Here is a 17,598-nt window from a genome sequence, read left to right on the forward strand (position 1 = left end):
GGTTACGAGGTCGATGAAGCAGGAAGCCCATTGGCTTTAGACAATGGGTAGTTCACTCCCCCTGCTGATACTTCTTTCCTAAAAGGAAACCAGCTGCCGCCGTATGGGAAACGCCTGTGCGGCGGTTGCTTTTTAAACAGTATTTTGCTAGAATAAATCGAGATAAAGACAGGAGGCGGTGAAATGGGCAGAAGCAGAAAGAGACGCTCCGGCGGGCCGCTGTCAGACCAGGAGCTCAGAAGGTACGGCTTATTTCTGACAGTCCCGCTCATAATCCTGGTGCTTGCAGGGGTGCTGCTTGCAGCAGGCCTTATAAGAGAGCGGGGGCACGGGCCAAAATCAGAGCCGGAAACAGTAGATAACCTGGACAGTATCGGTGAGGAGCAGGATGTGGTGATTGAGCCGGATACGAAGGAATATCATTATAATTTTGGCGGCAGCATTCTGGAGAAGGATGCGCACCATGAAATCAACCAGCTGATGGAGGAGTATTTCCGCTCTGTGTCCTCCTGTGATATGGATACTTTCCTGAATCTGTTTACCTCCCAGGATACCTCTCAGGAGGAGCAGTTCAGAGAATCCTTTGAAAAGCAGAGGGCGTACATAGAGGGATATGAAAATATTTCCTGCTATACAGCAGATGGACTTACAGAGGATGCCTATGTGGCTTATGTATCCTACGATGTAAGATTTTCCGGAGTGGCGACGCCTGCGCCGTCTCTGATTGCCGTGTATGTGGAAAAATGCAGCGACGGCCAGTGGCGCATTTTCGACGGAGAGCCGACGCCGGAGCTGTCTGCCTATCTGGATGCAGTGGCAGCCAATGAGGATGTGGTGCTGCTGGGAAAACAGATTGATGATGCCAAGGAGGCAGCTATGGCTGCTGACGAGGATTTGAAAAACAGGATTCTGTTTATGGAAAACGGCCCGTCCCACATCGAGGAGTCCGAAGTCTCCCTGGAAGAAGCCGGTGAATAACAGGGACAGTGAGAGAAAAGAAGGAGAGGCCAAAGACTCTCCGGCAGGCAAAGGACCGATACGGTTATGAGAAGCCGGAAAAGACAGGCCCTGTCAGGACAGGGCAGGCGGGGGAGAGAGACAACGCCGGAACAGCCGGCAGAGATTCACAGAAAAGAGGATAAGAAATGGATGTAAAGGACTTTTATTTTGATTTACCGCAGGAGCTGATCGCCCAGGATCCTCTGGAGGACCGGGCTTCCTCCAGGCTTTTAGTGCTCGACCGCAGCACAGGAGAGGTGGAGCACAGGAAATTCAGGGACATTTTAGAGTACCTGAATCCCGGGGACTGCCTTGTAATCAATGACACAAAGGTCATTCCGGCAAGGCTCATCGGAAGCAAGGAGGGAACAGATGCCAAGATAGAGGTTCTGCTTTTAAAGAGAAAGGAAAACGATATCTGGGAAACCCTTGTAAAGCCTGGAAAAAAGGCAAAGCCGGGAACGGTAATCCGGTTTGGCGACGGTATATTGAAGGGGACCGTTGTGGATGTAGTGGAAGAGGGAAACCGTCTGATCCAGTTTTCCTATGAAGGAATTTTTGAGGAAATCCTCGATCAGCTCGGCCAGATGCCCCTTCCCCCCTACATTACCCATCAGCTGAAGGACAAAAACCGCTATCAGACCGTCTATGCAAAGCATGAGGGCTCAGCGGCGGCGCCGACGGCGGGCCTTCATTTCACAAAAGAGCTGCTTCAGGAAATTAAGGACAGGGGAGTAAAAATCGCCCATGTCACCCTCCATGTGGGGCTTGGAACCTTCCGTCCGGTGAAGGTGGAAAATGTCCTTGACCACCACATGCATTCGGAGTTTTACGTGGTGGAGGAATCAGAGGCAGAAAAGATCAACAGCACGAAGCGGGAAGGCGGGCGCGTGATCTGTGTGGGAACCACAAGCTGCCGGACTATAGAATCTGCCAGCGATGAAAACGGAGTTTTGAAAGCAGGAAGCGGCTGGACCGATATTTTTATTTACCCGGGATACCAGTTTAAGATTCTGGACTGTCTGATCACGAATTTCCATCTTCCGGAGTCCACTCTGGTGATGCTGGTTTCTGCCCTTGCGGGAAGGGAACATGTGCTGGCCGCCTACGAGGAGGCTGTAAAGGAGAGATACAGGTTCTTCAGCTTTGGTGATGCCATGTTTATTCACTAGGCACAGACAGCTGCCTGCTGAAATATCTGTCTGTCATGGAGGAGAAATGGCCTGAACGTGCCGGCAGACAGTAAGTCTGTGGGACACTTCAGGCTATTTTTTGTTGTGGAGGAAAAGTGGCAGTGTTTTCTGGGAATATGAAGCTGTAAAAGTTGCCATACAGAATACAAACAAAAAATGCCTGACAGACCATGCAGCCTGTCAGGCATTCCAGCGATAAAAACTGGGGTACAAGGATTCGAACCTTGAAATGACGGAGTCAGAGTCCGTTGCCTTACCATTTGGCGATACCCCAACAACGAGTGCTATTATACGACATAACATCCATATCGTCAATACTTTTTTTAGAAAAAATTCAAAAAAATTTTATGGAAAAATCCCCCTCACCCGTTCGAACCACATGGACAAGCAAGAAAGGATCATTTATAATGAAGAATAGCTGAGCACACGGGAGTGTGCGAAGCTATTCGCTACTCAAACGGAACGAAGAGGAGTTTGAGGAACCCGAGAGAGCACACGGGAGTGTGCGAAGCTATTCGCTACTCAAACGGAACGGAGAGGAGTTTGAGGAACCCGAGAGAGCACACGGGAGTGTGCGAAGCACAGACATCTGCCCGAAAGAGGTGAGGAGTATGTACACATTTGAGAGCAGAGTCCGCTACAGTGAGACAGACGAATCGGGAAGGCTGTCGGTTACCGGGATCATGAATTATTTTCAGGACTGTTCCACCTTTCAGTCGGAGGATCTCCACATGGGTCTTTCCCATCTGGAACAGGTGAGGAGAGCCTGGTGGCTGAATTCCTGGCAGATTGTGGTGAGCCGGTATCCGGCTCTGGGAGAGAGGATCCGCATATCCACCTATCCCTATGGATTCCGGGGAATTTACGGATACCGCAATTTTCTGCTTCAGGATGAAGCTGGAGAGTGTATAGTCAGGGCCGATTCCAGATGGGTGTTCTATGATTTGGAGCACGAATGTCCGGCCAGGGTGACACAGGAGGAGATCAGGGGCTATGGGGAGCTTGGCAGTCCCCTTTCCATGCCGGAAGCACAGGGAAGGCTCTGCCTGCCTGAAAACTGCGGGGAAAAAGAGCCGGTAACGGTTTCCAGGCATCATCTTGACACGAATTTTCATGTAAATAATGCCCGGTATGTGGAGATAGCAAGAGAGTTTCTGCCCGAAAATTTTGAAATAGAGGAGCTTCTGGCAGAATACAGAAAGGCAGCAGTTCTGGGAGATGTGATGATCCCGAGAATCTGCAGAACAGAGGACGGATATATGGTTTCACTGACAGAACAGAGCGGCCGTCCATTTGTCAATATGAAGCTCAAAGGAAGGCTGAAATGAGACTTTCAGAACCTGGAGCGAAAATTCCAGTGACAGGACAAATTCTGTAAAAAGACGGGCCTGAAGAAGGCTATTCAGATCATACAAAAAGAGAGGACGAAGCACATGATTGAATTAGGAAAAAGACAGGAGCTGGAGGTACTCAGAGAAAAGGAATTTGGCGTATACCTGGGGGAAAAAGAGCGCCCGGAGGCATCGGTGCTGCTCCCCAGAAAGCAGGTTCCGGAGGGAACGAAAATCGGTGACAGGCTTACGGTATTTATCTATAAAGATTCAGAAGACCGCCTGATAGCCACAACGGCGGTGCCAAAACTGGAGGCAGGAGAGGTAGCGCTTCTGAAGGTAAAGGAGATTACAAAAATCGGTGCTTTCCTGGATATGGGACTTGAAAAGGATCTGCTTTTGCCCTTTAAGGAGCAGACCGGGAAGCTGAGAGAGGGGGAAGAATGTCTGGCCGCCCTCTACATTGACAAGAGCAGCCGTCTGGCCGCCACCATGAAGGTATATCCCTATCTCAAGACAGCAGACGGGTATAAAAAAGAAGACAAGGTCAAGGGCCATGTCTATGAAAACAATGAGAGATTCGGTGTTTTCGTGGCTGTGGACGATCAGTATTACGGGATGATTCCGGTCCGCGAGGTATTCAGAAATTTCCGCATCGGGGAGCTGGTGGAGGCCCGTGTCACCAAGGTTCGGCCGGATGGAAAGCTGGATCTGAGCTGCCGTGAGAAGGCATATCTGCAGATGGACGAGGATGCAGCCATGATTTTAAAGGTGTTAGATGAGTTTGACGGCGTTCTTCCGTTTAATGATAAGGCCTCACCGGAAGTGATAAAACGGGAGTTCAATCTGAGCAAAAATGCGTTCAAGAGAGCTGTGGGCCATCTGCTGAAAGAGGGGAAGATTGAGATCACAGAAACCTCCATTATCAGGAAATAAGAGGCTGAGATAAGAAAATCAGAAAAACAGAGACCCTGTCAGAGACAGATAATCAAAAAATTTATATACTCAAATTTAAAGGAGGAACCTGAACATGAAACAAGTAATCAGCACATCCAATGCACCGGCGGCTATCGGCCCCTATTCACAGGCCATTGAGGTAAACGGAATGGTCTACACTTCCGGCCAGATTCCGGTAAATCCTGCCACAGGTGAGATCGCGGACAGCATCGAGGGACAGGCAAGACAGGTCATGGAGAATGTGAAAAACCTTCTGGAGGCTGCGGGAACCAGCATGGGAAATGTAGTAAAAACCACCGTTTTCATCAAAGACATGAATGATTTCGGCAAAATCAATGAGATTTATGCCGAATATTTCGAGGGAGCCTGCCCGGCCAGATCCTGTGTGGAGGTGGCCAGACTTCCGAAGGATGTTCTGATGGAGATGGAGGCTGTAGCTGTAAAATAAAAGCTCAGATGCTCTTGGGGCAGACGAAGATATGATACGGGGAAAGGTGCGGAATTCAGGTTCTGCACCTTTTTTCGCGGAAAAACGGATCCTGCAGTCCTCTCTTCTGAAAAAGCTATGAAAGAAAGTGCTGTTTCTTTTATTGGCAAACGAAGCGGAGGGGATTATAATGGATGTAGGCCCGGACCGGGGAGGGTTTGAAAGCCGGAGTAAGGGTTCAGGGAATTGGAATGTCCGGGAAAAGTTCAGAACAGAACAGCTGAAACAGGGACCAAGATGGTAAGAGAGATTAGAGCAGATGGCAGAAGGGGATAGAACCATGCTTCAGAGCAGACGCGAAAAAATTATGGAAATGATACAGGCAGAGCGCATGATCAAAGTCAGCGATCTGATAAAACAGTTTGGAGTTTCGATTGAAACAATCCGGCGGGACCTGGAGTTTTTGGAAAAAGAAGGTCTGCTGACCCGGGTATACGGGGGCGCTGTCCTGAATCAGAAAAAGGCCGCAGAGCCTCTCTATGAACACAGAGAGGTAAAGAACTACGAGGAAAAAGCAGCCATTGCCAGGCGGGCAGTGGAGCTGATAGAGGACGGGGATGTGCTTGGAATCGATATTGGGACAACAGCCAGGGAGTTTGCAAGAGCGCTTTTGGGAAAAAGGAAGGTGATTGTGCTGACAAACTCCATGCCGATCGCTGAGATTCTGAGCGGGGACGATGATATAAGGGTGATTATGCTGGGAGGCGAGGTGAGAAAAGGAGAATTCTCCGTTTCCGGTTTTGTGGCGGAAAATATCATGCAGCATTTTAACCTGGATAAATATATCCTGGGGATTGGAGGAATTACCGTGGAAAACGGGATCACCGACTATCACATCGAAGAGACCAACCTGAGACGCGTGATGCTGTCGCGGGCCCAGAAGGTGATCGGGCTGGCAGATTACAGCAAGTTCGGAGTCATTGCCATGAATACAGTCTGCCCGCTGAGCAGGATGGACGTGCTGGTGACAGACGGAAGGGCCGATCGGAGCATCATCGCGCGAATGCATTCCATGAAGACGGAAGTGATCCAGGTGGAGACCGAAGAAAGGTAAGGGCGCATTTCAAAGGGCCGGAAGCAGATTCAAAGCCTGGTAAAGACTGGCCTGTATACACTGATACTGCAAAAGGGCTGGAAGCCGTAGGACTTCCGGTCTTTTTTTGTGGAAGCGCCTGTAAACCCCCTCATTTTTTCCGTTTCCAGAGGGACGAAATCTTTTGCCTCATCCTTTCCGGTTGCAGTTTCTTGTATTTTTCATCGATTCAGCAATAGAAGAGCCGCCCATGACAGAGCAGTTCCCCTGTCTGTCGTTTTACAATCTTTGGGGAGGAGGAAGGGGCAGGGTGAAAAGCCCTGTTTTCTCTTCATTTTCAATGTGCAGTTCTTTTCGGACGAGTTCGGCAATAGAATGTTTTAGAAAACAAGAATGTGCATTTTATTGTAGTTTGAATAAAAAACACAATTATTACGTAAAAGTGCACAAAAATTACCTGAAAAAATAGGATATTTTGTGGTATTGATTTTAAAATAAAAAAGAATTACAATTAACTACAACAAAAAGCACAAAAAATGTGGATTTTACAACATGAAAAAGTGTACGGAAAAACAGATGGGACAAGAGAAAAATGAGAGAAAAGAGAGGGAAGGAGGAAAGAAAAAAATCTGCAGCAACCAGTGAAAACGGGAGGAAGGATATGACATTTGATCAGATTATTTTATGGGTAATGGCAGCAGGGGTGATAATCGGAGCTGCCGATAAGATTTTTGGAAACCGCCTGGGGCTTGGGGAGAAATTTGACGAGGGGTTTAACGCAATGGGACCTCTGGCTCTGGGGATGGTGGGAATTGTCTGCCTGGCGCCGGTGATCGCGGATCTTTTAGGACCTGCGATTATTCCGCTGTTTGAAGCCCTCGGCGCAGATCCGGCTATGTTCGGAGCGATTCTCGCTAACGATATGGGAGGCTATCCTCTGGCCATGGAGCTTGCAAAAAACCAGGAGGCAGGGCTTCTGGCTGGAAACATTGTGGCATCGATGCTGGGATGTACGCTGGTATTTTCCATTCCGGTGGGTCTCGGGCTGATTGAGAAGGGAGACAGGCCGTATTTTTCCAAGGGACTGTTAATCGGGCTTGTGACGATTCCGGCAGGAAGCATCATTGGAGGACTCATTGCCGGCTTTGACCCTGGAATGGTGCTTAGGAATACGGTGCCGGTAATTATACTGGCCGTACTTCTGGCTCTGGGACTGAAATTTATCCCGGAGGCTATGGTAAAGGGCTGTATGATTTTCGGACAGTTTATAACCATTGTCATCTACATAGGACTGGCAGCGGCAGCATTTGAGCATCTGACCGGGGTGGTGATCATACCCGGAATGGCCGATATTATGGAGGGAATGAACGCCATCGCCGGAATCGGCATTGTGCTTCTGGGAACCTTCCCGGTGCTTACGATTCTCACGAAAATTCTTGACAAACCTCTGAATGCAGTAGGGAGGAAGATTGGACTCGACAAGACAAGCGCAGCGGGACTTGTGTTCACCCTTGCCAATTCCGTTCCTGTCTATACCATGATGAAGGACATGAACAAAAAGGGAATCATTGTGAACACAGCATGGCTGGTTCCCGCTACGGCAGCTCTGGGAGATCATCTCGGATTTACGGCAGGCGTCCGTCCGGAAATGATCACTCCTGTTGTCATCGGAAAGCTGGCCGCAGGTGTGCTTGCTGTTCTACTCGCCCTGTTTATCTGCAGGAATATGAAGGAGCCTGAGAAGACAGCGGCCCCTGAGACAGAGGCAAAATAGGGGGATACAGAAGAAAAGGGGCAGAAAACAAAGGCAGAAGCAGAAATATCAAAGAATAAGATAAATGGAAACATGATGGGTCAGGCGGCAGGAAAGCCGCAAATTTATGGCAGGAGGAGGAAATTTTGTGGAGAAGTATTATTTAGGGTTAGATCAGGGGACCACAGGGACGACTGCACTCATTTTTGATTCCCAGTGGAATCAGGTGGCAAGGGGATACAAGGAACATACCCAGTATTATCCTCAGCCGGGCTGGGTGGAGCATGATCCCATGGAGATATGGGGGAGCATTCTTGAAACAATTGATTCGGCTGCAAAAGAGGCTGGCATACAGGTGGCAGATCTGACCTGCATGGGACTGGACAATCAGGGCGAGACGGTGATGCTCTGGGACCGCTTCACCGGTGTGCCTGTATACAATGCCATTGTGTGGCAGGATCGGAGAACTGCGAAAATGGCAGATGAGATTGCAGAGCAGTATGGCGACATGATCCGCGAGAAAACAGGGCTTGTGGTGGATGCCTATTTCAGTGCCACGAAGATTCGTTGGATTATGGATCATGTGGACGGAGTCAGAGAAAAAATTGAAAACGGCCATGTGATAGCAGGAACACTGGATACCTGGATGATCTGGAAGCTGACTCACGGCCATGTCCATGTAACGGACTACTCTACGGCTTCGAGGACCATGCTGTTAAATATCCACACCGGAGAGTGGGATGATGAAATTCTGGAGGCTCTGGGAATCCCTAAACAGATTCTTCCGGAAATTCATGACAGTGCCGAAGTCTACGGAACCACAGATCCTCTGGACTTTTTCGGGGCAAAGATCCCCATTTCCGGTTCCGTGGTCGATCAGCAGGCAGCACTTTTCGGTCAGGCCTGCTTTAAGCCGGGGACAGTAAAGACCACCTACGGAACGGGCTGCTTTATGCTGATGAACACAGGAGATAAGCCGGTATATTCGGAAAACGGGCTTCTGACCACGGTAGGGTGGGGGCTGAACGGAAAAAAGATTACCTTCGCCCTGGACGGAGGCATTTACATATCGGGAGCGGCAGTTCAGTGGCTGCGGGATAAGCTCCATCTGATTGCCACTGCGGCTGAGACAGAGGAGCTGGCGAAATCGGTGCCTGATACGGGAGGTGTATATTTTGTGCCGGCCTTTGCCGGACTTGCGGCCCCTCACTGGGATCAGTATGCAAGGGGAACCATCGTGGGCATTACAGGAGGGACGACCAAGGAACAGCTGGTGAGAGCGACCCTCGAAAGCATCGCCTATCAGGTAAAGGACAATCTGGATGTTATGGTGAAGGATTCTGGGATTCCCATTGAGGTCATGCGTGTGGACGGCGGGGCTGCGGTCAATACGTTTCTGATGCAGTTTCAGGCAGATATTCTGGGGATTCCGGTGGATGTTCCGGTGATTACGGAAACCACGGCTCTCGGAGCTGCCTATCTGGCCGCCTGCGGAATCGGAGAGTTCCACGATTTATCGGAGCTTGAGAAGAACTGGAAGCTGTACCGCCGCTATGAGCCTCATATGGAAGAGGACGTGCGCCAGGAGCTTCTCAGAAACTGGCACAAGGCAGTAGAGAGGGCGAAAAACTGGGCAGAAAGCTAGGAACTGACAGGAAAAATAGGAGGAAAAAGATGCTGAAAACAGATGTGGTAATAATCGGAGCAGGAGCAGTAGGCTGTGCCATAGCCAGGGAACTGTCAAAATATCAGATTGATGTGACAGTGGTAGACAAGAATGAGGATATTGGAGGAGACGCGTCGAAATCAAACAGCGCCATTATCCACACCGGCTACGACGCCTCGCCGGGAACACTGGAGTCAGAGCTTGTGGTGGCTGCAAACCCTATGTATGATGAGCTCTGCCGTGATTTGGACGTTCCCTTCAGGCGGATCGGCGCAATCCTTCCGGCCATTACACAGGAACAGTATGAAAAACTGCCGGAGATCAAGGCCAAGGCCTTTAAAAACAGGGTGTACGATGTAGAGTACAAAACGGGAAAAGAGCTCCTTGAGATGGAGCCGAACCTGAACCCGGAGGTGAAGGGCGGGCTTTACATACCGAGGGAGAGCATTATCGATCCCTTCATCCTGGTGCAGGCTCTGGCGGAAAACGCCAATGAAAATGGGGTTTCCTTCCTCTTAAACACAAAGGTGACAGGAATCCAGACAAAAGAAGGGCGCGTCACGGCGGTGGAGACAACGGCAGGCGTGATCGAGACAGAGTATGTGATTAACGCAGCGGCTCTGTACTGCGACGAGATCGCGGCAATGGTGGGTAAGGCGGACTACAAGGTTGTGGCAAGAAGAGGACAGTTCTATATTCTCGACAAGAATACCAGCTGCAAGGTAGAGCACATCGTGCTTCCGATTCCGACGAAGGTGACAAAGGGAAAGCTTATGTGTCCCACAATCCACGGAAACATGCTGGTGGGACCCACTGCGGAGGATCTGGACAACAAGACGGACAAGAGCGTGACAGAGGAAGGACTTTTAAGTATTGTGGAGGATGTAAAGAGGCTGGTTCCGGAGGTGAATGTGAGAGATTCCATTACCCAGTACAGCGGACTTCGCCCCAACAGGAATCCGGAGGGACTCCACGTAGACATGTGGGATGATCTGAAGGGATTTGTCAATCTCTCCGGTGTCCGCTCCACAGGACTTACCCTCTCCGTGGCCATGGGAAAATATGTAGCCCAGCTTCTGCTGGATCACGGCTGCCAGCTTGTGTTTAAAGAAAACTATAAGAAAACGCGCAAGGGGATTGTGCGCTTCCATGAGCTGAGCAGAGAGGAAAAGGAGCAGCTCATAGCAGAAAATCCAGCGTACGGAACAGTGATCTGCAGGTGTGAAACCATCACCGAGGGAGAGATTTTAGACTGCATCAGGAGGCCTCTGGGCGCCAGAAGCATGGATGCTGTAAAGCGCCGTGTCAGAGCCGGGATGGGACGCTGCCAGGGAGGCTTCTGTGGCCCGAAGGTGCTGGAAATCCTGGCAAGAGAGTGGAAGGTTCCGGTGGAGCAGATCAATAAAAACAATGAGGGCTCCTATATGGTGACAGGAAAGATGAGATAGGCCGGGCTGAAAGATGACGGCAGGATAATCAAAGCTTAAACAGGGACAAAAGGAGAGGGAAAGCATGTATGATATTTTCTGTGATGTAGCGGTGATCGGAGCAGGCCCGGCAGGCCTTTCGGCAGCTGTTGCGGCAAAAAAGGAGGGGGCAGAGCGCGTTCTCCTGATAGAGAGAGATGAAAGCATTGGCGGAATTCTGCAGCAGTGCATTCACCCGGGATTTGGGCTCACCTATTTTAAGGAGGAGCTGACAGGACCGGAGTATGCCGGCAGATTTGAGGATGAGGCGAAGGAGCTGGGAGCAGAGGTTCTCTTAAATTCCATGGTACTTGAGGTGGACCCACGGGAGCCGGCTGTCTACTGCGTCAACGCCCAGTACGGTATGACGAGAGTGAAGGCGGGGAGCATTGTGCTGGCCATGGGCTGCAGGGAAAAGACGAGGGCGGGAATCCAGATACCAGGAACACGCCCGGCAGGAATCTATACGGCAGGCGCTGCCCAGAGACTTCTGAACCGTCAGAACACGATGGTGGGAAAGGAGATTGTGATTCTGGGTTCCGGCGATATCGGAATGATCATGGCCAGGAGAATGAGTCTGGAGGGAGCACACGTAAAGGCAGTTGTGGAGATTATGGACTTCCTGGCAGGCCTTACCAGAAATAAGGTGCAGTGTCTGGATGACTTCGGAATTCCTCTGATGCTCTCACACACGGTAACCAGGATCGTGGGAAATGAGAGAGTGGAGGGCGTGTACGTGGCCCGGGTAGATGAAAATAAAAAGCCTGTTCCGGGGACAGAGGAGTTTCTCTCCTGCGATACCCTGCTCCTGTCTGTAGGTCTGATACCGGAAAACGAGCTGACAAGACAGGCAGAAATCGAACTTTCACCTCTCACCAACGGGCCCATGGTAAACCAGTATATGCAGACCTCAGAACCTGCTGTGTTTGCCTGCGGAAACGTGGTCCATGTCAATGATCTGGTGGACAATGTGACAGCAGAGAGCATGAGAGCCGGTACCTTCGCAGCCCGGTATGCCATGAAGCAGAAAGAGGAGGGAGCGCCGGAAGAAAGCAGAACCGGAGCCCAGGAAAAACGGGAACATTCAGTAAAAACCGTTCCCGGCAGCAATGTGCGCTATCTCTGCCCCCAGTATATCAGGACAGACAGCGCCCTGACGGCTCAGGGTCAGGAGGAGTCTGAAAAGATACAGCTCTTTTTCCGTGTCCTTCATCCGGACAGGAAGGTGAAAATTACTGCCAGGTGCGGCGGGCAGGAGATTGCAGTAAAACGTGTTCTTCGCGTAAGCCCGGGCGAAATGGAATCGATTGTCATTCCTGCCGCAGCTGTGACAGGGGCTGTGACAGTAGAGGCAGAGAAGGAGGTGTAGGGAATGAAAAAGGAAATTATCTGTACCGTTTGTCCCATGGGCTGTCATATCACGGTAGAAGGGGAGGCAGACCAGATACAGTCCATATCTGGTTACACCTGTAAGCGAGGCGAGGAATACGGACGCCAGGAATTTATCAGCCCGGTCCGGATTCTCACCACAACCGTCAGGACAGATGACAGAAAGCAGGAGCTTCTTCCTGTGCGCTCCAACCGTCCGGTGCCGAAAGATCGGATCATGGACTGCATGGAGATTATAAAAAAGGTAGTTGTCAAGGGACCGGTAAAACGGTATGATGTGATCGTGGAAAATATCTGCGGCTGCGGGGCAGATATTGTGGCTTCGGGGGAACTGAGAGGGGAACCTGACAAAACGGAAGAATAGGCAGAAAAATTATACACATGTATTATTTCAGAGGGGTGTGGATCCGGGCGAGGTCCGCACCCTGTCTGAAGTTATAGAAGTTATACGGGAGGACAGATATGGGAGGGAAAAACAGCTATTTTTATTCGATTCAGCCATTCTGGAACAGCGTTGCCAGGGCGGAAAAAGAGATAAAAGAAGAAGGAATTTCCCTCTGCAGGATGGAGTGGGATGCGAAAAAGTGGACCTGCATCCCGGAAAACGGACAGATCTGCGCACTTGTCACAGGACCGGAGAGCTTTCAGGCAGTCTGCTACGGTGTGCTGAGCGAGAAAAAGGAGATCCCCTTATACAGTGCTGAGAGGGGAATTTTTATCCGGTTTTCCCCGGGGCTTTTTCCAGGGTATTCTCTGTCCCTGCCTGTGAAGTGAACCCGGAGGGGACCTCCCTTGATGAAATCCTGACGGCAGACAGGCTGGGAGAACTCAGGGACAGCCTGGCAGGAGAGCAGCCGGAGAGAGAGCTGCTTCTTTTGCTGAAGCGGTGGGAGGAAGAACGAAAATCAGAAAAAAGAGGGGGAATGGAGGGGAATCTGCTGGCCTCCCAGGTACAGCAGCTAATCTGGGAGCGCAGGGGAGCTGTAAAGATAAAGGAGCTGGAAAGAGAGAACTGTTACTCGGCGAGGAGGCTGCAGGAGGTGATGGTGCAGCAGATAGGGATAGCCCCCAAACAGCTCTGCCGTCAGACGAGATTTCAGCATGCTCTCAGGGATGCGCTGAGCCGTCAGGGCAGTTCTGCAAAAAAGTCCATGGCTCAGGAGGCATACGGACTGGGATACTGTGATCAGGCCCACTACAGCAGAGAGTTTAAGGAATTTCTCGGGATATGTCCGGGAAAGCTCCAGGCAGAATCAGGGAAAAGCGGGGAAGGCGGCAGGGGAGAAGAAAGATAAGAGAGAGTTCCGATTTTTACAAGAAAAAAACCGGCCGATCCGATACAATGTGGGCAGAATCAACCGGCAGGAGCAAACTGCCAGGAAGGAGAAACCATTATGCCTAACAGACCGTATCTTGGATTTATGGCAGACAATTCCAGCGCGATGTACCGGCCCCATGTATCGGGAACCGAAGGGGCAGTAAGCGCCAATAACCCATATGCAGCCCGGGCAGGACTGGAAATTCTGAAAAAAGGAGGAAACGCCTTTGACGCGGCAGCAGCCGTCTCTCTGGTGCTGGGAGCGGTGGATCCCCACCACAGCGGAATCGTCGGAGGCTGCTTCCAGGTGTTCTATGACAGCAGGACAGGAAACTATCACACGGTGGATGCCAGAGGCACAGCCCCTGCCAATGCTTACCGGGATATGTTTCTCGATGAAAACGGGGAAGCAGATTTAGAGCTTACGGAATTTTCAGGGCGCTCTGCGGCTGTTCCCGCCTTCTACAGGGCCATGGATCAGCTTCTCAAGACCTATGGAACCATGACCTGGGAGGAGGTGTCAGAGCCGGCGATCCGGCTTTGCAGAGAGGGATTACACTGCGGCTTTTCCTATGCCAGAGCCAGTGATACACCGGAAGCCGAACATAACAGCAGGGAGTTTGAGGGATTTAAGGAGCTTTTTTTAAACAACGGAAAGCCGCGCCGGTTTGGTGAGCTTGTGAGAAATGAGGCTTTGGCCGACACGATGGAAGCGGTGGCAAAATATGGGGTAGACTGGTTCTACAGCGGCCCTGTGGCCGATGAAATTGTCTCACAGGTAAACAAATACAAGGGAGTTTTCACGAAGGCAGATTTAGAGCAGTGCCGCCCAAAGGAGAGGGAGGCAGTGAGGGGCAGCTACCGGGGATATGAGATCATCTCCATGCCGCCTCCATCCTCCGGCGGAAGCCATCTGATACAGATGCTGAATATCCTGGAGAACTTCGACTTAAAGGAGATGGGATTTCACTCGGCAGACAGCATCCATGTGACAGCTGAAACCATGAATCTGATGTTTGCCGACCGGTCGGTGGCCATGGGAGATCCAGATTTCGTGAAAATAAATCTGGAGAAAATCCTTTCAAAAGACTATGCAGGAGAGCTGGCAGCTAAAATTGACATGGAGAAGGCCGGAGAATACGCCCCTTCAGAAGGGATCGAGGCGAAGGAGTACAGAGGCTGCACCTCAAACTTTACGGTTATGGACCGGGAGGGAAATGTGATTTCCCAGACACAGACCATACGCAACTGGTGGGGCTGCGGGGTGGTGATACCCAAACGGGGATTTGTCATGAACAACACCATGGCCGATTTCAGTCCCAAGGCCGGAGTCAGAACGACACAGGGTCTGGCCTACGGAATGGCGAATGCTGTCTGTCCGGGAAAGACGTCCCTTTCCAGTATGACGCCCACCATCGTGGCGAGGGATGGAAAACCTGTGATGGCAGTGGGGGCAGCCGGAGGCCCAAGGATTATCACCAGCACGCTGCAGCTCATCGTCAATGTCATTGACTATGGGATGATGATGGATTCAGCGGTAAAAACACCGCATCTGTGCTGTCTGACCCTGAATCAGGGGCTGGAGCTGGAGGCTGGATTTTCACCTGACACAGTAAAGCTGCTGAAGAAAAAGGGGCATAGGATAAAAGTGCTGGGAGAGTTGGCTGTCCTGCTGGTGATGCCAAATGGAATTCTCTGCAGGGACGGCATCTTTTATCCGGGAGGCACCAGCCGGGTAGACGGCGGCGGCGGAGCTCTGACAGAGTCAGGCGGAATGTGCATTGAGGGACTGTACTTTGCAGAGTAGCCGGCGGGAAGAGAAGAGGAGGCATACGGCAGGAGATGTGCATACACTCCGAGAAGGGCCGGATGCAGCAAAAGTAGGAACTATTTAAACAGGGCAGATATAGTCCTCAGAAGCATGTAAGCGTATGAGGATTATATCTGCCCTGTATTGCAACGATTCGTTAAATATTTAGCTGATTAAAAATGTCTAGCGGACTTTTTTTCCCTCAGACAGCCAGTTTTCCAGCTCCCTGTGGCTGAGAGCAAGAACCATCTGGAGATCCTGCTGCTTTTTCAGTAAGAAGGCCATACCGGCGATAATGGCGCACAAGCAAAAAATAATAGCAATTCGTATGTCTTTCATGTTGGTTATACCTCCGTTTCAAATAATTATAATCAATTAATGGATAATATTCAACCTGTAAATCACAGGATAGTCTTTGCTTTTTTTTATATTTTCACTCGCCAGTTAAAAAATCAGGAAACAATAGCCCCGAATTCCGCCTGAAAATAGACAGACTCGGAAGCAGAGGCAGAATGATAAACGGCAGGAATGAATCTGTCCCAGACGATACAGAGCTTCAGGCTGCTTTCCGGACAGTGTGCAGGGAAATTAGGCAAATTTTTTTGAATGGCAGGCGAACGGATACAGACTGGAACGGATACAGACTGCAGTTTGAGTATCACAGGTGAGAAACAGACTTGTCTGCTGCCGTCTGCGAGACTGATTGAAAACGGAATGTAAACTAAAAAATAAAAATAGTTGACAAACAAAAGAGACAGATCTAAGATAGACACAGACAGAGGATAAATGATCGGGCTGTCTGTTTCTTAGGCAGAACTGTGTGCAGAAAATCTGCGGCAATGAGAAGATAAACAGAAAAATTTTGGGAAAGCCAAAAACGAAAAGGAGAGGGAACATGGAGAGAACAGCGGAGCAGAAAGCAGGACGCAGAGCAGGGGTGAGAGATCTCACCTACATTGGAATAATGGTTGCTTTTATGGCGGTATGTTCATGGATTTCCATACCAACGGCAGTGCCGTTTACCATGCAGACGTTCGCGGTATTTCTGGCAGTAGGCGTATTTGGAGGCAGGAGAGGAACGATGGCCGTGCTGGTATATATTCTGCTGGGGGCTGTGGGAATGCCGGTATTTGCCGGATTCTCAGGCGGCATCGGAGTTTTGGTGGGCCTGACGGGAGGCTATATAGCGGGATTTGTCTTAACTGCCCTGATTATGTGGGGGATGGAGCGGGCCTTTGGAAGAAAAACTGCTGTTTTCTGGTGTTCCGCCGTGCTGGGGCTTATGGCATGCTATGCCTTTGGAACCTTCTGGTATCTGTTTATGTATGCCAGAACGGCTGAGCCGGTGGGCATTATGACGGTTCTGGGATGGTGTGTGATCCCGTTTGTCATCCCCGATCTGCTGAAAATCACACTGGCGGCAGCTATGAGCAAAAGACTCGGAAAGGCCGTAAGAAGCATGGAAGCCTAGGGGCGGTCAGAAGCAGACTGACTGAGATTCTGCAGAAAAAGGAAAGAGGATTGGAACGGAAAGAGGATTGAATCGAGAGATGACGAATACAGATAAAAGGACAGAAAAAAATCTGCCGCTGAGACTCAGACCCCACCACGGACTCTGTATTTACTATTTCAGAGGAAGCGGGTACAGCGAAGAATTTACAGAGCACATGAAAGAGGTAATCCGCAGTCTGAAAGATAACCCGAGGATTATTCTGACAGTCGGGGAGGACGAGGTCTGCTCCTCCTGTCCCAACCGGACTCCCCGGGGATGCAGCGAAAGGCAGAAGGCAGAATCATACGACAGAAAGGTGCTGGAGCTCTGCGGCCTCTTCGGCAGTCAGAATGGGCCGGGAGGCTCAGAAAATGAGCTGCGCTGGGAAGAGTTCAGGCAGGCGGTAGTAAGCAGGATTATCAGAGCCGGAAAGAGAAGGGAAGTCTGCGGGAACTGTGAGTGGGACGGACTGTGTGAGAGAATCGCAGAGAAGGCTTAAGAGACAGAAGTTCAGGCCGGTTAGAGTCAGAGACTGAAAGAAAAGAAAAAGCGAAAGAACGGAGCGCGTGAGGCGTTTTGTCCTTCCGCTTTTTTATTATAACAGGAAACTTCGTTCCCTGTTATAGAAAAACGCTCCGCGCGGGGAGATTGTGTCAATAGTTTTTCGCAAAATTAAAATCTTGCCGTTTGGCAGCCGGTAGTCA

At 50.5% G+C, this 17,598-nt stretch carries 17 protein-coding genes and 1 tRNA gene; 16 read left to right on the forward strand and 2 right to left on the reverse strand.

What is annotated here, in order from left to right:
- The first annotated feature begins 183 nt into the window (after window positions 1–183).
- Both DW757_RS16460 and queA read left to right on the forward strand, forming a co-directional pair.
- Window positions 184–978, forward strand: a complete 795-nt coding sequence (locus DW757_RS16460) for a hypothetical protein (protein WP_021965927.1) — start codon at window positions 184–186, stop codon at window positions 976–978.
- 167 nt (window positions 979–1,145) lie between these two features.
- Window positions 1,146–2,171, forward strand: a complete 1,026-nt coding sequence (queA, locus tag DW757_RS16465; RefSeq protein ID WP_087385073.1) for a tRNA preQ1(34) S-adenosylmethionine ribosyltransferase-isomerase QueA — start codon at window positions 1,146–1,148, stop codon at window positions 2,169–2,171.
- A gap of 223 nt (window positions 2,172–2,394) precedes the next feature.
- Here queA and DW757_RS16470 read toward each other — a convergent pair.
- Window positions 2,395–2,466: transfer RNA gene (locus tag DW757_RS16470), tRNA-Gln, on the reverse strand.
- Between the two features lie 337 nt (window positions 2,467–2,803).
- Here DW757_RS16470 and DW757_RS16475 point away from each other — a divergent pair.
- The 12 genes from DW757_RS16475 to ggt all read left to right on the forward strand — a co-directional run bounded on the left by DW757_RS16475 (window position 2,804) and on the right by ggt (window position 15,399).
- Window positions 2,804–3,520 carry an acyl-ACP thioesterase domain-containing protein gene (locus DW757_RS16475; RefSeq protein WP_118752270.1) on the forward strand — a complete coding sequence of 239 codons (717 nt, stop codon included), beginning with the start codon at window positions 2,804–2,806 and terminating at the stop codon, window positions 3,518–3,520.
- A 105-nt stretch (window positions 3,521–3,625) separates the two neighbouring features.
- Entirely contained in the window at window positions 3,626–4,459 is an 834-nt protein-coding gene (locus DW757_RS16480) for a S1-like domain-containing RNA-binding protein (RefSeq protein ID WP_008395450.1), read from the forward strand.
- A 94-nt stretch (window positions 4,460–4,553) separates the two neighbouring features.
- On the forward strand, window positions 4,554–4,928 hold the full coding sequence (locus DW757_RS16485; RefSeq protein ID WP_008395449.1) for a RidA family protein: 375 nt from the start codon (window positions 4,554–4,556) through the stop codon (window positions 4,926–4,928).
- Between the two features lie 298 nt (window positions 4,929–5,226).
- The gene (locus tag DW757_RS16490; protein WP_008395447.1) at window positions 5,227–6,021 is read left to right on the forward strand and encodes a DeoR/GlpR family DNA-binding transcription regulator; all 795 of its coding nucleotides are present in this window, start codon (window positions 5,227–5,229) and stop codon (window positions 6,019–6,021) included.
- Window positions 6,022–6,661: 640 nt separating this feature from the next.
- Window positions 6,662–7,774: an ethanolamine utilization protein EutH gene (locus DW757_RS16495; RefSeq protein WP_087385074.1), complete on the forward strand. Its 1,113-nt coding sequence runs from the start codon at window positions 6,662–6,664 to the stop codon at window positions 7,772–7,774.
- A gap of 106 nt (window positions 7,775–7,880) precedes the next feature.
- Window positions 7,881–9,398 carry a glycerol kinase GlpK gene (gene glpK / locus DW757_RS16500; RefSeq protein WP_118752271.1) on the forward strand — a complete coding sequence of 506 codons (1,518 nt, stop codon included), beginning with the start codon at window positions 7,881–7,883 and terminating at the stop codon, window positions 9,396–9,398.
- Window positions 9,383–10,867 (forward strand): NAD(P)/FAD-dependent oxidoreductase, encoded by a 1,485-nt coding sequence (locus DW757_RS16505; protein WP_243033750.1) that lies wholly within the window; start codon window positions 9,383–9,385, stop codon window positions 10,865–10,867. The genes glpK and DW757_RS16505 overlap by 16 nt, the downstream gene beginning before the upstream one ends.
- A gap of 64 nt (window positions 10,868–10,931) precedes the next feature.
- Window positions 10,932–12,254, forward strand: a complete 1,323-nt coding sequence (locus DW757_RS16510; protein ID WP_015573590.1) for an NAD(P)/FAD-dependent oxidoreductase — start codon at window positions 10,932–10,934, stop codon at window positions 12,252–12,254.
- A 3-nt stretch (window positions 12,255–12,257) separates the two neighbouring features.
- Complete coding sequence (locus tag DW757_RS16515) at window positions 12,258–12,638, forward strand: DUF1667 domain-containing protein (protein WP_118752272.1); 381 nt, start codon at window positions 12,258–12,260, stop codon at window positions 12,636–12,638.
- Window positions 12,639–12,736: 98 nt separating this feature from the next.
- Window positions 12,737–13,048 carry a hypothetical protein gene (locus DW757_RS16520; RefSeq protein ID WP_118752273.1) on the forward strand — a complete coding sequence of 104 codons (312 nt, stop codon included), beginning with the start codon at window positions 12,737–12,739 and terminating at the stop codon, window positions 13,046–13,048.
- Window positions 13,045–13,569, forward strand: coding sequence for a helix-turn-helix domain-containing protein (locus DW757_RS16525; protein ID WP_118752274.1), 525 nt, complete (start codon window positions 13,045–13,047; stop codon window positions 13,567–13,569). The genes DW757_RS16520 and DW757_RS16525 overlap by 4 nt, the downstream gene beginning before the upstream one ends.
- 99 nt (window positions 13,570–13,668) lie before the next feature.
- Window positions 13,669–15,399: a gamma-glutamyltransferase gene (ggt, locus tag DW757_RS16530; RefSeq protein WP_118752275.1), complete on the forward strand. Its 1,731-nt coding sequence runs from the start codon at window positions 13,669–13,671 to the stop codon at window positions 15,397–15,399.
- A gap of 186 nt (window positions 15,400–15,585) precedes the next feature.
- Here the strand turns inward: ggt and DW757_RS17485 are convergent, their stop codons facing one another.
- Complete coding sequence (locus DW757_RS17485; protein WP_008395440.1) at window positions 15,586–15,741, reverse strand: hypothetical protein; 156 nt, start codon at window positions 15,739–15,741, stop codon at window positions 15,586–15,588.
- A 556-nt stretch (window positions 15,742–16,297) separates the two neighbouring features.
- Here DW757_RS17485 and DW757_RS16535 point away from each other — a divergent pair.
- Complete coding sequence (locus DW757_RS16535) at window positions 16,298–16,873, forward strand: biotin transporter BioY (RefSeq protein ID WP_021965931.1); 576 nt, start codon at window positions 16,298–16,300, stop codon at window positions 16,871–16,873.
- Between the two features lie 79 nt (window positions 16,874–16,952).
- Window positions 16,953–17,393, forward strand: a complete 441-nt coding sequence (locus DW757_RS16540) for a DUF1284 domain-containing protein (RefSeq protein WP_008395434.1) — start codon at window positions 16,953–16,955, stop codon at window positions 17,391–17,393.
- The last annotated feature ends 205 nt before the right edge of the window (window positions 17,394–17,598 follow it).

This window comes from Clostridium sp. AM29-11AC, from assembly GCF_003480545.1.
In the GTDB taxonomy this organism is placed as follows: domain Bacteria; phylum Bacillota; class Clostridia; order Lachnospirales; family Lachnospiraceae; genus Otoolea; species Otoolea saccharolyticum_A.

Excerpts from the sequence above, each read along its gene's own strand:
- DW757_RS16460 (WP_021965927.1), top strand. The coding sequence starts at position 184 with ATGGGCAGAAGCAGAAAGAGACGCTCCGGCGGGCCGCTGTCAGACCAG.
- queA (WP_087385073.1), top strand. The coding sequence starts at position 1,146 with ATGGATGTAAAGGACTTTTATTTTGATTTACCGCAGGAGCTGATCGCC.
- DW757_RS16475 (WP_118752270.1), top strand. The coding sequence starts at position 2,804 with ATGTACACATTTGAGAGCAGAGTCCGCTACAGTGAGACAGACGAATCG.
- DW757_RS16480 (WP_008395450.1), top strand. The coding sequence starts at position 3,626 with ATGATTGAATTAGGAAAAAGACAGGAGCTGGAGGTACTCAGAGAAAAG.
- DW757_RS16485 (WP_008395449.1), top strand. The coding sequence starts at position 4,554 with ATGAAACAAGTAATCAGCACATCCAATGCACCGGCGGCTATCGGCCCC.
- DW757_RS16490 (WP_008395447.1), top strand. The coding sequence starts at position 5,227 with ATGGCAGAAGGGGATAGAACCATGCTTCAGAGCAGACGCGAAAAAATT.
- DW757_RS16495 (WP_087385074.1), top strand. The coding sequence starts at position 6,662 with ATGACATTTGATCAGATTATTTTATGGGTAATGGCAGCAGGGGTGATA.
- glpK (WP_118752271.1), top strand. The coding sequence starts at position 7,881 with ATGGCAGGAGGAGGAAATTTTGTGGAGAAGTATTATTTAGGGTTAGAT.
- DW757_RS16510 (WP_015573590.1), top strand. The coding sequence starts at position 10,932 with ATGTATGATATTTTCTGTGATGTAGCGGTGATCGGAGCAGGCCCGGCA.
- DW757_RS16515 (WP_118752272.1), top strand. The coding sequence starts at position 12,258 with ATGAAAAAGGAAATTATCTGTACCGTTTGTCCCATGGGCTGTCATATC.
- DW757_RS16520 (WP_118752273.1), top strand. The coding sequence starts at position 12,737 with ATGGGAGGGAAAAACAGCTATTTTTATTCGATTCAGCCATTCTGGAAC.
- ggt (WP_118752275.1), top strand. The coding sequence starts at position 13,669 with ATGCCTAACAGACCGTATCTTGGATTTATGGCAGACAATTCCAGCGCG.
- DW757_RS17485 (WP_008395440.1), bottom strand. The coding sequence starts at position 15,741 with ATGAAAGACATACGAATTGCTATTATTTTTTGCTTGTGCGCCATTATC.
- DW757_RS16535 (WP_021965931.1), top strand. The coding sequence starts at position 16,298 with ATGGAGAGAACAGCGGAGCAGAAAGCAGGACGCAGAGCAGGGGTGAGA.
- DW757_RS16540 (WP_008395434.1), top strand. The coding sequence starts at position 16,953 with ATGACGAATACAGATAAAAGGACAGAAAAAAATCTGCCGCTGAGACTC.